This window comes from Paenibacillus sp. MMO-177 (assembly GCF_037147795.1).
In the GTDB taxonomy this organism is placed as follows: domain Bacteria; phylum Bacillota; class Bacilli; order Paenibacillales; family Paenibacillaceae; genus Pristimantibacillus.
On record NZ_JBBCUR010000024.1, the window covers coordinates 1 to 13552 of the forward strand.

The window sequence follows — 13552 nt, forward strand, 5'->3', positions numbered from 1 at the left end:
TTAAATTCCTCCCTAGTTTTAGTTAATATAGTTAATCGCGCGATTCGTCATAGTCCAGATCATCGTCGTCATGCCGACCCCGACCTGTTATTTTTGCGAATGCGTCGCGGATTACCCCGAGTAAATCGCCGCCTAATTCGGTGGCTGCCCATATGACAAGCAGTGGGCTTACAAAGTAGAAAATCATTTTAAGTAGCGACATAAAGTCGTCGGAAAAGCCGGGAACATCGAAAACCGTCTTCATGGGAATGTCGTCAGCTGCACCAGCGAGAAACACCATAGCATGGATATCCATATCATTTACCCATCCGTCTAAAGGCGTTTATAAGGGTTTCGAGTAACAGTCCGACTGACTTTATTGCGATGAAGATAACCAAGAAGATAATCCCGACGGCGAGTATTTTGTTAAACACCCACCAAAAGTAATTCATGTCCAGTAAGCCTTTTAAGTCCAATCGTCACCCACCCTTTCGCTTTACAAAACTGATTAGACTAAGGAAAAACGTGAGCGCAACGGCTGGGACAAAGGTCACATACAGGACAAAATCTTGAGACAGGAACCAGAGGAAAAACAATTCAATTGGATTGATCATCGTTTCACCTTCAAAGCCGTTTTAAAGACCAGCAGCAGGAGCAGATAAACGGGTATGATACCGAAAATCGCATATTTAGCTGCAAGCTGGGATTTTGCTAGAATGGCGAGATCGTAAACCATTTACTTGTCCCTCCCCATGATTGCGCCGTAAATCCATTTCGTTAGAAACATAGCGATTAACACCATTAACAAAGTGGATACGAGCAAATCGCCCAGCGTGGCTTCGTTCCTTACCTTTACTGTCGTGAACGCGTCCAGATGGAGCGTCGTGCCTTCTGTCTTGTCTTCGACAATGACAACGGGCGACGTGTCTTGCTCTCCCATTTCTAACCCTCCCGTCTGGAAAAATAATAAAAGGCTGCACCATTATGGCGCAGCCCCTTAATTTTTCCATAGCACATAAAGACGTATTGCGTACAGACGCAAATTCAAATAGAATTAGGTCTGTCCAATTCGCAGATTTTATGTGCGATATGCAAGGGGCTTAGCCTTGCGTACCCGTTCCGAAGTGTTGGTAGCACTTCTTCGGGGTTGGATTATTTTTTTTGTCTTGCAAACCTTGCTCAGGAAGAAAATCCTTCCTTTCAATGTCAATAGGATAATTCGTCTAAAAAAGTAAGTCAAGTACTACTTTTGTCGTATTTTGTCGGTTAAATATGAGGATTGGAAGGAATTAGTAAGATTTGTGCATTTGCTCTGTACTACGTAGTAGTATGTAATATAGATGCGGCGCGGCACGAACGTAAATTCTGGTTAAAAATTTTGTTCGGCTACATGATTAAAAAAAAAATTACCCCTTAGGCGATTCCTCGCCGCCAAATCGATCTAAAATCATTTTTTCAATCACTTGCTTCGGTTCGCCTACTTCTTCTCTTATCTTGTCCACTATCTTTCGCTTGAGGTTGATCGTCACCGTGATTTTCCGTTCGCCCTCTGGAATCCTATGTCGCCCCACCGATCTACCCCCGATTGACTATAGTCCTCCTTTTTTATTTTTTTGTTTATAGTGTACCATTCCGCGCAGCTTGGTGAAGACAAAAAAAATAGCAGCTTCGGCAGCTGCTTGGCTTTGGTTATTTGAGTGTTCGGGCAAAATCAAACGTTTTCTTATCGATTGTAATCGAATTTTCATAGTGTTCGATGAGGAATTGTACACCCGATTGATCTGACGCGAATCCTAGAGACTTGCTGAATTGCATATAACCCTGTTTCGTTTCTTCGCCAAGGTAAATCATCGTTTGCTGCTGCTTCTGCTTGTCCAGCTCGCGTTGTTCGCGCTGCTGTTTTTTCCATTCCTCAGTCTCGTTATAGTACTTGATTAGCTTCTCAATAACTTCATAATGCGTACTGGCGTATAACGTCGATTTCATTTCCTCGACGGCTTCTTTCAGCTCTGTAGGAACTTGGATAGGTGTTCTTGCTGACATTTCATTTCCCCCTGTATACATTTTCTTTGCTGCAGGAGCTCTTCCGGAATCGATTCCGTATACAAAAAACGCAGCTGCAGGTGATTCCTGGTTTTAATTCTGTATACAAATTTCGCATTCGCCGGCGCGGATCCGCGCTGCAGCGACCAGGTATTTGTATACGTTTAGAATCCAAATAATCCAAATAGCCATTTTCTGACTACATCATCACGAAAAATCATCCAAGTACCTCCGCCATAGAAAGCAACTAGAACAGCAGTACATACGGCCACTACCTTTTTGCTGGGCGGTGGAAACTCTTTTTTAGCTCCTGTTATAGTGATTTCCATTTCGGCGATTTCATCGGCTGTAAGCTCTCTAACTTGTCCTTCTGGAGAAGTCACCTTAACGGCCGTTACAACATACGAATTATTCATAATCAACCATCCTAGTCTTCAAATTTTCTAGCTTTCGCAACCTCCGTATTCGCTCAAATTCGGCCAAATCCGGCCGTTTCGCTTCCGTGGAACAATCGCTCAAAATGATTCATTTTAGACTGTTAATCGTGTCCGGGCTTGTCCGATTTCCGCCGGATTTCTCCGGCTTGCTTCGATTCTCATTTTCCAGACCGCCGGACTACTGCACAAAATAACGTATTAGATACATATGTCTTACTCTTTCATGTTCTCCGGCACATGTTTTTTCATCTCTCGAAGGTAAGCCATTATAAGCTGCTTTGCCTTTTGCTCATTCGGTTCATTCTTAGCAATTCTATCCATGTCCTTAATTTGTTCAAGAACAGGCTTCCAAGCCATGATTATCACTCCTTCACAAAATATCGGATTATGTACATATGTCTGCTATTCCGCATCCTCTGGCTTAAAAAAACCTTTCTCAGAATCTTTCTTGAGAAGATACACCAGCAGCCACATTCCAACGCTACACCCCAAAAACCATTCTATAAATCCAATCATGGCTACCCCAACCCCCGTATTTGCCATTGCGTGTATTCACTTACAGCTTCTCTAAGTTCCTCTCTGGCCTGCTCCCAATATTCAATACTAGAAGCAGCATCTTTAACCATTTGACTATCCATTGCATAATTCAATTCCATCAGAGAGTTCCAATGCTCTTTAGCTGCCTCTAAGTGATTATTGATGGCCTCTCGCCGATCATCAAAAGCCATTAGAATTACATGCGAAGTGTTAGAAGAAATATTCATATCAAACCCCCCGTTAATTAGCTTAGTAAGAACTTTTACTCAGCTTTTTACTAAGCTTAATAGATTCTCTCCAAGCAGCCAGCTTGCGCCGATAGCGCCGATCACGATACCAAGCAACAGCCCTTTACTAAATCCCGTCAGTCTCACGCGCTTCCTCCCATTCGTATGTGCCATCGTTCCGCATAAACTCTAACAGCTTAACTTCTAAACCGTGTTCGACGATATCTGCAAGCACTTCGCTCATAGGGCGTTTTGTGTGCTGGACGATCTTGTCCACCATCAGCCATTTTTCATCATTCAGCAGCAGCCGGACGGGCTTCGTTGTCTTCCCGGACTTCTTACGTCCAGCCCCGGCCCGGTTGCCGCCGCGCCCGATCTTTAGCATAGTTCCGTAATCGCTTTTTCATTGATTTTAAAGTAACGCTTTGCCGGAAGTCCTTTTGTCTTCGTCGAGATTAGGCCGTGGCTTTCCAGTGTGCCGATTGCTTTAGATTGCTGGTACTTGCTTAGTGTCGTATTGTCCTCAATCGTCTCGACGGTGCAATAGAACATGCCCTCATTGTCCAGATTTTGAATGTGTTGTCGAAATACTAATTCGCTCAAAAGGATAGCTTCGTTAAGTCCCACCCGTTTAGCCAAAAACTTGTTTACTTTTAAAAATTCATCTTTCAAAAGAATCACCTTACCTTCTTTGATTTCTGTTACAGTTTTCATAATATAGACATAGGCCATTGGTGTCAATATGATTTTTGTTACACTTTTCAAAACATCCGTTTATACCACGGTTTCGGCTTCGGCGGTTCCTCTTGCGGCTTCTGTTGTTCTTCCAGCATCAGTTGTCGGCGCTCCGTGATGTATTCTGTAATCACCTTGTCCCGCTGTTCCAGACGGTTAAGCAGCTCCCGGTTAAATTCCTCTTGCTTGCGCTGCTGCTCTGACAAGGCCGCTATCATGGCTTTCAGCTCCGCGACTTCCGCGCTTGTCGCAGCAGCTGGCGCGGCCACCTCTGCCGCCGCTGCTACTTCCTCACCGCCCGTTCCCGCTAAGAAGTGTTCTATTTGCCGGGTAGAGAACCCCTGTTGCCTATGGAGCCGCTGAATCGTCTTAAACACTTCGACGGCTTCCGGCGGGAACAGGTTATAGCCGTTCTCGGCCTTCTCAATGGGAATAAACGTCCTAAATTCCTTAATCCAATTCCTTATTACGTGTGCGGACTCTCCTAGCTCACTTGATAACTCGTTAACTCTAAGCTTCACGCAAGTTTTCACCCTTTCTTACACTCACTTAGTAAGCACTTTTACTGAGGTTTTTACTTACGTAAAGCTTTCGCTAACCGCGCCTATTATTCCTTTCCGTCCAGCTTGCGAGCAAGAGCGCGCATCTTCTCTAATTTGTCCGGGTCGATATCCGTTCCCGTTGGTTCTTCTTTACCTTCTCCGGCCAATGCTAATTTCGGCTTACGGCTATATGTGCGTTTTGGTTTGCTCTCAGATCGGGACGCTCTTTTTTCATCTGCTGTTGCTACTGCTACTTGCATGTTAGAAATTTCGTTTTGTACAGCTGTATGTAGGCATGCAGTAAAGTCGTTTGTTTTATAGCTGGAAACCCGTTGTACTACTTTTTCAAACCGTTCTTTTGTGATTTCAGTTTTAAATTGATCAAAAACAAATTCGATAGACCGCTTGCGGCTAATATCATTATTAATTATGGAATCAGTTAAAGAATTAAAATCTTTTAGTTCTTGGGGTGACATGGTGTCACCGGGGGGGTGACATGGTGTCACCGGGGGGGGTGACATGGTGTCACCGGGTAGGGGCGACATGGTGTCACCCGGTACATCCTTCTTCTCTGGAATATCTAAGCTGTACAGATTAGAAGTCTGACGGGCGGTTTTGTTCTTTGGGTCATAACGATATTGAGCTTCCCTTGTAAGGTATCCCTTTTCCGCAAGAGTGGTCATCACTCGCTGTACCGTTCTCTCGCTCACACTTGCCAGCTGAGCGATTTTAGAGACGGAGGGGAACGCTTGGAGCGTATGGGCGTTTACAAAGCTGTACAGGGCAATATAGACCAGTTTCTCGCTGCTGCTTAGGTTCTGGTCTTCTAACAGTTCGATAGGAACGCTTACGGGCGGTCTGTGCTTGCTAGTAATTTTGGCTTCGGTCATTTTCAACATCTCCTGAACTAGTAATTTGGTATGAAATATAAAAAAGCGGTCGGATATGCTATCCGCCGCTTAACATGCTCAACAAAATAGGGTATAATAACCCCTATACCAGTGTTGATCTGCTACGCGAATAGCATTTCGACTACAAACCCTTGGATGGTTCCCAGCCATTCAGGGGTTTTGGTTTTTTATGAAGTTAATAATCATATTAACCCCGTTCCCCCAAGCTGTCCAATATTTTCTAAATGATTACATCGTATTTCTGATACAATTCCCGCTGAATCATATCCGCCTGAACCCGGCATTGTGCCGCTTTCCTTCCGTCCCCTTCGTATAAAGACGCGTCTATAAGCGCTAGAAGCCCCCTGTATTCCCTTTTCTTCTCGAAGACATAGAAAACCTCGCTCTTAGTCATTGGAGCGTATGGACGGGCTTTCTGAGCCGTCTGAGCGATTAACACAATTCATCCCTCCTATTCGTATACAGATTCCCCGGAGCTGCCGCCCCGATCTGCGTTGGCCACGTGATTTTATGTATACAAAAAACCGACCAGGAATCGCCGGCAGCTGCATTTTTTGTATACATCATTCTGGTAACGTCCATAACTTTCTTTTTACTATGCTGATGTCATAACCCCAAAGCCGCACGACAATGTAGATCGTACTTCCGATAGCGGTCATGATAGCGGAAAAATAGAGAATGGTTCCGCTGACAAGATACTTCCCGCCGTCCGTATCCATAACGCGTGAAAAGGCTTGTAGATTATCCGACGTTGATGCTTCGTTGAAACTCAAAGAGAAAACGCCAAAGGCCAATTTAAAAAGCATAATGGGTATAAGCAAAATGGAAAGCAGACATACGACATTAAGGATTCTGTACCAAAGCAGATACTTGGTTTTTTGCTTTTCTTCTTTCAGCTCTGCCCATTCATTCATAGCTGCACATCCTCCTGACTTTGTAGATCGATGCGGATGCCGATATCCGCGGGGCAATACTTCCGATCAAACAGGTAAAACGTATGATTACCTTCCCGAACCCGGTTGGCTGCGTATTTCTCTCTTTGGCGGCGCGTAAGTAAGCGAGCGCCGACCGCCACGCTTCCCGTCGCCTTGCACATGCGCCGGATAAGCTCCCATTGCCGTTTTTCCTGCTCCCGTTGCAGCATCGACATAAGATGCAGCGGATTGACGTGCTTGCCGTGTAGTAACTTCATATACGCCCAGCGCCGGGGCTCCCGAATAGCTTCAGCTTGCAAAAGTGATGCCCTCCTTGGATAACGTCTCGATTTCCATATAATCCGTGCCATAAACCCTCTGTAACGCCGCATTGTGTCTCCTATCTAATTCTTCAAAGAATTGTTCCTCTTTGTTTGGTGGTGGGGTTGGAAACTTATGAATCATTGAATGCGTGTTGTAAAGCTTGAGCTGGTGAATATGCTTTTGGGAACTGACGGGCAGCGTCCACTTCTGCAAATGCTTGCCCTTCGGACCGAAGTCCTGCGCGGTATGATCGTAAACGTCATTGATGATCGTGCCGGATGGCAGCTTCTTGCATTCGATAAAAAGGTCTGTCATTTCGCGGATACGCTTATCGACGTTCTGGAAGCTTGGCAGAATGAAGATGATAAGGCAATTCATTTTGCGTACATAGTTCAGTACTTGAGTCATTATGACCTGTCCAGCCCCTCCCCACGTCCTGTTATCCCAATTTCGCTGGGCTTCATCAAACAAAATGATAGAGCCGTGGGCATCGGCTACCTTGTACCAATCCTCGTAATGATCAAACAAATAGGCATTGCGGCAAGGAAAATTCGTGAAAAGCTTTGCGCCGGATGCCGCCGCCCACTGGTGGGCTTTAATCACCGCTGTAATAGATTTCCCGTTCCCGTATGCGCCCGATATACCGACCAGATACATAATTAACGACCTCCGTCCTTCTCTGCTTTGATGGTTTTGGCTGCTTCGCCGTCAATGTGCTGCGTGCGCGGTATGAGCGCTTCAATTACCCGGATGAAGAAGCCCGGCGGCGCGACAAGCGGCGCATCGTCCCGAATCTGTTTTATAAGCTTGTCATACGGCCTAGAATCGCCGTGGAGCCGCCGGGACTGTAAATGTTCAAGGTAGCCCATACATTGCATCTGCGTCGGCGTGAGGGGCTGTATTTTGTCTTTCAGGGTATCAATGACTTGTTTAACGTCAGCTATTTGCGGCTTCATATCGTGGCGATAAATGTCCCCCATTAGGGCGCTCTGAATGTCCACGCTGCTCATTTGCTTTCACTCCTTCAAGTTTGGTTATAATGTCTGTCGCTCTTACATGGTGATAATCTACAAAGTCCATATTCGGTTCAGTGGCTTGCGCCAACTCCATCAGCTGGTCAACATGATCGCGTAAATTGCTTAGTAAATACTTGATTAAATCCTCACTCATGTGCGCCCACTCCTTTTTATTTGAACATGCCGACCAGAGCCAAGAGTCCCAGCAAGCCAACAAGACCAACCAGCATCAGCGGCGTTTTTGGCGGCGGCTGCGTCCGGCCAGTGTATGCAAAGGCTTGCTCCATAATGGTGTTAATCTCCACATCTGCAAGGTGAGCCGTTTCGTGCAAATACGGCAAGCTGCAATGAAAGCTATATACCAATCCGTCGCTGCTGGTGCTAATCGTGGCATCTGCTATCGGCAGCACGTACTTCGAAGTAATGATTCGATCTTTCTGAACTTCGGTAATGTCTAGAATTTCGCAATGATTGGCTTTCTCTGCGCTTAGGTCACGAATCCACTCTTTGGATTCGCCATGATAGGTATAGTTGGGGTCTCCATAAACAACGGCCTTGCCGAAGTAAGTCCGAATCTCGTCGTTTCTTCTAATCATCTATTTGTTTCGCTCCCTTTGATTTTGTATACAATTTTTCAGCAGCCGGCGCGGATCCGGATGCCTTTTTGTATACGGATTTCACGCTGCAGCGTGATTCCTGGTCGGAAATCCGTATACATAAGATCAGTTGGCCAACGCCGATCGGGGCCGCAGCTCCCCGGAATCTGTATACTACTTACGGGCTTTGCTAGTTCGTCTGAGTTGCAGCGTAGAAAACTTTTTATAAGCTACATAAACGCCGCCGATTGTAAGTACCAGTCCTAGGCCAATTCCTGAACCAACCGCTAGGAAGTATTGAAAAACAAGGTTTAAGCTGTCCGGCATATGATCACCACCATTTGATTAAGTCTTTGAACCAGAGAAGAACCCGGCTGTATTTTTGAATCATGAACAGAATGAAAAGGAACATAAGCGCCGTTAGGAATGAAGTGATAACCCCCGTCCATGCGGAGCCTAGTATTGAGAAAAAACCAAAGTAATCATTAAGCCGAATCCCCTTGGCGCTAATCGTCCCGATGCCGTTGATCTTGTCTATCATCAGCTGCAAGAACTGGAGAACCGGGGCAAAGATCGAATCTATGAAATTATTCACCGCCTGCCCCCCTAAAGCCGCCAATAATCCGCATAGCGAATATGGCGGTTGTAATCCAAATAACAAACATCAGAACGTAAGCTACTTTGTTAAACTGCAAAGTTTCCAGCGCTGGCTGCAGCTTGGCTATAACGCTTGAATAGCTTTCCGGAATAGGCGAAGCCGTTGCCGGATTATAAGACAAGCCTAGAATCGTTTTGAAAAGCCCGGTACTAAGGCCAATCAGCATCCGGCCAATGGCTAGGACGATTTCTAACACTTTGTAGAGAATAACGCCCAGCTTATAGACAAAGTAGAAGATTGCCCCAATGAACTCGAATACAGGCTGGAAGAGCCTGTATAAGCCGTTCATCACCCAAACAACCGCCGACCAGATAACTGAGAACAGATACCCGAATCCGTCTGCTATGGCTTTAAACAAGGGCTACCACTCCTGACGTTCCCGGCCTAATACCGCATTACGTACAACGCCGATAAGCTCTCGCGAGTAGTAAATTGCAAGCGAAACGATAAGGAACGGCGACGCAACGCCAATGAGTTTAAATCCGCCGCTTAAATAATCAGCTGCCGTCATTGATAACCCCTCCTTTGCCTTATGGCTGCTCGAACCATTCTGAGTATTCTAGGGAACAAGGCGATAACCACGCCTAGCAGGAAAAACCCGGCTAGAGACGCTACAACGGCCATAGAGCTTTGAACAAGGTCTAACGGGTTAATGCCCCAATTTCCGCTTTTCGTGGCATCCTGCCCCACTGAGCCGTCTATGAACTTGGCTTTTATGACTACTTCCTTTTGGTTATTGGGGTCATAGCCTTGATTGGCCTTGATTTCGTACTGTAGGACGTTGGTTCCCACGTTAGCGACTAAGTTACCGTCATAGTAGATTAAATAGGCTGTAGCCCCGGTTATGGCTTCCCAGCTGACGATTAAACTAGGCTTCGTCGGGTTCACTTCGCCATCTGGAACGCGCGTCGGGGTTTTGATCTTGACCGTGTTGCTTGGCTTCGATTCGTTCCCGGCTTCATCGACGGCCGTCACTTGAAAGTAAAACGTTAGATTCCCTTCATTGTAGGGATGTAAGAACGTGGTTTCTTTGACGGATGCGGCGTTAAGTTTTTCATACCCCACGCCATCCGAAGAAACGTAAACGTTATATCCGGCTAGGGCATTGTCTGTAACCGCGCCCCAATTTAATTTAATGAACATGGCATCCGACGTAATGGCTGCCGTTAATCCTGTCGGCTTGGCTGGCGGCGTGGTATCGGAGGGCTTAAGCAGCGTGGCCGTTGCTTCGTTGCTCTTGCCGCTTTCGTTCCCGGACTTATCGACGGCCGTCACTTGGAATCGGTAGAGCGTTCCCCATGTGCCGCCCAGCACTTCAAAAGAGTTAGTTGTAATGGGTTCGGCGTTAATCCGGGTTCCGTTCCGATAGATAAAATAACCGTCCACGTCCGAAGCCGTGCTTTTATTCCAGCTGAGTTGGATTTTCCCCTCAAGGCCGACGGCCTTTAACGATTTAGGCTCGTCCGGCGGCGTGGTGTCCGGCGTTACAAGCGCTGTTGCCTTAACGCCCTCGCTTTTTTCACTCTCAAGGCCGACGGAATTATAGGCCGTTACCGTGTAGGTGTATTCCTTGTTCGCTTCTGCGCTAATGACCGCTAGTGTCCGGCTTACCGTCGCCATCTTTTCCCCGTCCCGGTAAACGATGTATCCGGCCACGTCGTCAGCTGCCGGATTCGCCAGCCATTGCAGCTCGATTTTCTCCCCGATCGGCAAGGCTGTTGCAAACAATCCTGTTGGTTTGGTTGGCGGTTTCGGCATAGTAAAGCTCAACGTATTACTGTTTGTCGAGACATTTCCCGCTGTATCAACCGCCTTTAAAACAAATTGATACGTTTGCCCAGCTTGCAAGCCGGTTGCCATATAAGCCGTTGAAGTCTTAGGCAGCGTCACTAACAAGGAGCCATTTTGCCAAAGCTGGTATTCCTTCATATCCGATTCCGTGTTAGCCGCCCAACCCATCGAGTAAGTACCCTTTATCGCATCCGATGCGGTTGATATGAAACCCGTTGGTGCAGCTGGTGGCGTTATGTCTGGTACAGAACCATACACATTAAATTCCTGCATCGTTACTTGCACACCAGTTGTAGACAATAAACGGACATATCTTACACCCGTTAAAGTAACAGGCTCTAACGAACCTGTACCTGTTGAAGTGGTAGAACTGATATCCTGCTGACTACTATTTACAAATACAACTTTGACGTTGCCCGACGATGTAAATTTAGCTCTAAAACCCGTAACATTCACATCACTAGAAAACTGATAAAAAAGATAATTACCGCTAGGCCAAACATAAGAAGTCGCTTCGTTATTGTCCGTCATACCCGTTTTAGGCTGAGTAAGATCGGTTAAAGGCGTATGATCGGTTAAGTAAATCGATTTATTATCTAAAAGGCCACCCGAATAATTAGGAGCGGTAAATACATCAAACTCATACACTTCGGCCGAATCAGAGGAATGACCGTTATAAACCGCAACTTTTTTAACACCAGAGACAGGTGTAATTGAAGTCTTTACCGATGTCTTGTTCAATTGCAAACTTGCTATTGAAGAAATTACACTACCTGATTCATCAAAAAAATATAAACTAAGATTAGATGAACCCCTCAAAACTGCGTTAATTTGATAAGCGTTGATAGTTACAGGAGAAGCAAACGTATAGTAGAGGTATTGCCTGCCCAAATTCCAATAACTCGTGTTGTTGTTATCAGTTGCGTAAAGTGTTGTACCAGAATCAGCAGTCGTAATAGTGGTACTAACCGTTAATGCTTTACCATTCAACAAACCACCCGCATAAGCAAAAGCGGTAGTTAAAGGGACAACCATCATTAAAACCAATACCGAAGCCATTAATACAGCTAACTTCTTTTTCATACTCCCCCACCTTTTTATTATTCTTCTGCCCCTCCTTTAAGGGGAATAGCTAGGCGGCGGATTGTCCGGCGCCGTCTGATAGTTTGGGATGCCGTCGCTTCCCTCACTGGTCTGATAATCCGGCGCAGGGCTTGAGTTCGGCATTTGGTAATCTGGCATACATAAAAGTCCCGATGTGGAATTAAATAAGCAGCTTGAAGGGCTTTGCGAAGGTTCCGGCACGTTGTATTGCGGCGGCTGCTCGACTTCCGATTCCGTTCCTTGATAGTCCGGCGCGGCCTGATCGGTCTTATCCGGGTAGGTGTAACCGCCGTCCTGATCGCTCAGTTTAATATCTAGTGGGTCGGGAATCGTGAAGCCTTGCGAACCCGAATAGTCGGGTTCAAAGCTGGGTACATCCTTAGTAACATCGGAATCAATCTTGTTTGGTAAGTCCGTCATATGCGGAACCGAAGGCGGCGTATAGGCTGCTGGCGGCATTGGCGGCGGCGCGACGGGTTTTTCCCGGCTTTCAAATTCATCTGCAAAGATTTTGGCCATTTCCGGGGAACGATTGATAAGCTCCTGCCCCATGGCCGGGACGATGGTGTCCCGCATAACATTTGCGACTTGCTGCCAGTTTGGCGGCTGGTAAACCCGATGCAGCATCGATTCCCATTCGCCCATGTAATCATCCCAAGCCGGACAAGCCAGCATATCGGTTATGAGCTTGCATCCATCACAACCGCCGCTGCCGCCGTCCGATCCGCCGCCCGTTGACGGCTGCGGAGCAATATAATCGGATTCCCCGATAACGTTGCCGTTTGAATCGACCGCGGATACCGTGTATCCTCCGGCACTATCTATTTTTGTAGAAGTCCCTGTCGTCTCTCCGATCTTGTTGCCGTCTTTGTAAATGTCATAATGGTTTGCACCAGGAATGCTATTCCACGTCATTGTGCTTGTTCCGTCGCCGTTATCGGTGACGGCAACCCCAAGATCATTTTTCAATGAATCGGCGTTATCGTAAGACCGACAAGCAGGATTCTTTATTTTCGTCGTTGTCCATTGCTTGGTTTCTCCGACCTTTACCCCGTTGGCAAAGACCTCTAGGATATAGGTTCCGTTACACGTTAAGTACCAACTTCCGTTTGGCGGGTTATGACTTTCGGCGCTGTAATAAGTGCCCGTTGTTGTCCAGTAATTGAGTCTTGATGAATCCGCTGACTCGTCCCATCCGTAATAATTCAACCAATATTCGTCCCGAGTACTTAAGTAAATCAACTGTGAGCCGATGACCGGGGATTCCGGCACCGACCAAGGCGCTGCACTTACGGCCGTTGTGACCAGCAGCGCAAGGAGCTGCAAAACAACGAGCAGCTGGGTTGTTTTCTTCCACATGGCCTTTAACCTCCAAAAAAAAAGGGACGGGGTTCACCCCGCCCCTTTTTCGGCGTAATTGATTATCCTTTTCTGCCGCCGCCACCAACAACCGCTTTACGAACCAAGCCGAAAAGACGCGGAGCGAACGTTACAACCATACCAAGTACGATGAATCCGGCCAGTGAAGCGAAAATACCCATCGAGCTCGACCAGATATCCGATACGCTAAAGCCCCAATCCATTGTTACCCCACTGAAAATATTACCTACGCCTGTTCCTGCCATAATTAAATTCCTCCCTAGTTTTAGTTAATATAGTTAATCGCGCGATTCGTCATAGTCCAGATCATCGTCGTCATGCCGACCCCGACCTGTTATTTTTGCGAATGCGTCGCGGA

At 46.5% G+C, this 13552-nt stretch carries 24 protein-coding genes; all 24 read right to left on the reverse strand.

The features are described 5' to 3' along the window. Positions 1-31 precede the first annotated feature (31 nt). Positions 32-295: a hypothetical protein gene (locus WFK81_RS30490; protein ID WP_336791115.1), complete on the reverse strand. Its 264-nt coding sequence runs from the start codon at positions 293-295 to the stop codon at positions 32-34. Between the two features lie 294 nt (positions 296-589). Continuing rightward, positions 590-715 carry a hypothetical protein gene (locus WFK81_RS30495; protein ID WP_336791117.1) on the reverse strand — a complete coding sequence of 42 codons (126 nt, stop codon included), beginning with the start codon at positions 713-715 and terminating at the stop codon, positions 590-592. Next, positions 716-919 carry a hypothetical protein gene (locus WFK81_RS30500; RefSeq protein ID WP_336791119.1) on the reverse strand — a complete coding sequence of 68 codons (204 nt, stop codon included), beginning with the start codon at positions 917-919 and terminating at the stop codon, positions 716-718. It abuts the gene before it with no gap. 466 nt (positions 920-1385) lie between these two features. Beyond that, positions 1386-1550: a hypothetical protein gene (locus WFK81_RS30505; protein ID WP_336791121.1), complete on the reverse strand. Its 165-nt coding sequence runs from the start codon at positions 1548-1550 to the stop codon at positions 1386-1388. A 118-nt stretch (positions 1551-1668) separates the two neighbouring features. Beyond that, entirely contained in the window at positions 1669-2022 is a 354-nt protein-coding gene (locus tag WFK81_RS30510; protein ID WP_336791123.1) for a hypothetical protein, read from the reverse strand. Positions 2023-2186: 164 nt separating this feature from the next. Then, positions 2187-2438 (reverse strand): hypothetical protein, encoded by a 252-nt coding sequence (locus tag WFK81_RS30515; protein WP_336791125.1) that lies wholly within the window; start codon positions 2436-2438, stop codon positions 2187-2189. Between the two features lie 234 nt (positions 2439-2672). Further along, positions 2673-2816: a hypothetical protein gene (locus WFK81_RS30520; RefSeq protein WP_336791127.1), complete on the reverse strand. Its 144-nt coding sequence runs from the start codon at positions 2814-2816 to the stop codon at positions 2673-2675. Positions 2817-2977: 161 nt separating this feature from the next. After that, positions 2978-3223 (reverse strand): hypothetical protein, encoded by a 246-nt coding sequence (locus tag WFK81_RS30525; RefSeq protein WP_336791129.1) that lies wholly within the window; start codon positions 3221-3223, stop codon positions 2978-2980. Positions 3224-3350: 127 nt separating this feature from the next. Further along, complete coding sequence (locus tag WFK81_RS30530) at positions 3351-3608, reverse strand: hypothetical protein (RefSeq protein WP_336791131.1); 258 nt, start codon at positions 3606-3608, stop codon at positions 3351-3353. Then, entirely contained in the window at positions 3602-3937 is a 336-nt protein-coding gene (locus tag WFK81_RS30535; RefSeq protein ID WP_336791133.1) for a hypothetical protein, read from the reverse strand. Before WFK81_RS30535 ends, WFK81_RS30530 begins: the two co-directional genes overlap by 7 nt. Before the next feature lie 47 nt (positions 3938-3984). Then, positions 3985-4479, reverse strand: a complete 495-nt coding sequence (locus WFK81_RS30540) for a helix-turn-helix domain-containing protein (protein WP_336791135.1) — start codon at positions 4477-4479, stop codon at positions 3985-3987. Between the two features lie 86 nt (positions 4480-4565). Then, entirely contained in the window at positions 4566-5390 is an 825-nt protein-coding gene (locus WFK81_RS30545) for a helix-turn-helix domain-containing protein (RefSeq protein WP_336791137.1), read from the reverse strand. A 241-nt stretch (positions 5391-5631) separates the two neighbouring features. Then, on the reverse strand, positions 5632-5850 hold the full coding sequence (locus WFK81_RS30550; RefSeq protein ID WP_336791139.1) for a hypothetical protein: 219 nt from the start codon (positions 5848-5850) through the stop codon (positions 5632-5634). Positions 5851-5974: 124 nt separating this feature from the next. Next, positions 5975-6325 (reverse strand): hypothetical protein, encoded by a 351-nt coding sequence (locus WFK81_RS30555; RefSeq protein WP_336791141.1) that lies wholly within the window; start codon positions 6323-6325, stop codon positions 5975-5977. After that, on the reverse strand, positions 6322-6645 hold the full coding sequence (locus WFK81_RS30560) for a hypothetical protein (protein WP_336791143.1): 324 nt from the start codon (positions 6643-6645) through the stop codon (positions 6322-6324). The genes WFK81_RS30555 and WFK81_RS30560 overlap by 4 nt, the downstream gene beginning before the upstream one ends. After that, positions 6635-7306, reverse strand: coding sequence for a zonular occludens toxin domain-containing protein (locus WFK81_RS30565; protein WP_336791145.1), 672 nt, complete (start codon positions 7304-7306; stop codon positions 6635-6637). The genes WFK81_RS30560 and WFK81_RS30565 overlap by 11 nt, the downstream gene beginning before the upstream one ends. Positions 7307-7308: 2 nt before the next feature. Further along, a complete protein-coding gene (locus WFK81_RS30570) occupies positions 7309-7659 on the reverse strand; it encodes a hypothetical protein (RefSeq protein WP_336791147.1) in 351 nt (116 codons plus the stop codon). Positions 7660-7835: 176 nt separating this feature from the next. After that, complete coding sequence (locus tag WFK81_RS30575; protein ID WP_336791149.1) at positions 7836-8261, reverse strand: hypothetical protein; 426 nt, start codon at positions 8259-8261, stop codon at positions 7836-7838. Positions 8262-8592: 331 nt separating this feature from the next. Further along, the gene (locus WFK81_RS30580) at positions 8593-8856 is read right to left on the reverse strand and encodes a hypothetical protein (protein ID WP_336791151.1); all 264 of its coding nucleotides are present in this window, start codon (positions 8854-8856) and stop codon (positions 8593-8595) included. Further along, positions 8849-9277 carry a hypothetical protein gene (locus tag WFK81_RS30585; protein ID WP_336791153.1) on the reverse strand — a complete coding sequence of 143 codons (429 nt, stop codon included), beginning with the start codon at positions 9275-9277 and terminating at the stop codon, positions 8849-8851. Before WFK81_RS30585 ends, WFK81_RS30580 begins: the two co-directional genes overlap by 8 nt. Positions 9278-9280: 3 nt before the next feature. Next, the gene (locus WFK81_RS30590; RefSeq protein ID WP_336791155.1) at positions 9281-9430 is read right to left on the reverse strand and encodes a hypothetical protein; all 150 of its coding nucleotides are present in this window, start codon (positions 9428-9430) and stop codon (positions 9281-9283) included. Then, on the reverse strand, positions 9427-11793 hold the full coding sequence (locus WFK81_RS30595; protein ID WP_336791157.1) for a fibronectin type III domain-containing protein: 2367 nt from the start codon (positions 11791-11793) through the stop codon (positions 9427-9429). The genes WFK81_RS30590 and WFK81_RS30595 overlap by 4 nt, the downstream gene beginning before the upstream one ends. Positions 11794-11829: 36 nt before the next feature. Then, on the reverse strand, positions 11830-13173 hold the full coding sequence (locus WFK81_RS30600; protein ID WP_336791159.1) for a hypothetical protein: 1344 nt from the start codon (positions 13171-13173) through the stop codon (positions 11830-11832). A 62-nt stretch (positions 13174-13235) separates the two neighbouring features. Continuing rightward, positions 13236-13439, reverse strand: a complete 204-nt coding sequence (locus tag WFK81_RS30605; protein ID WP_336791161.1) for a hypothetical protein — start codon at positions 13437-13439, stop codon at positions 13236-13238. Between the last annotated feature and the right edge of the window lie 113 nt (positions 13440-13552).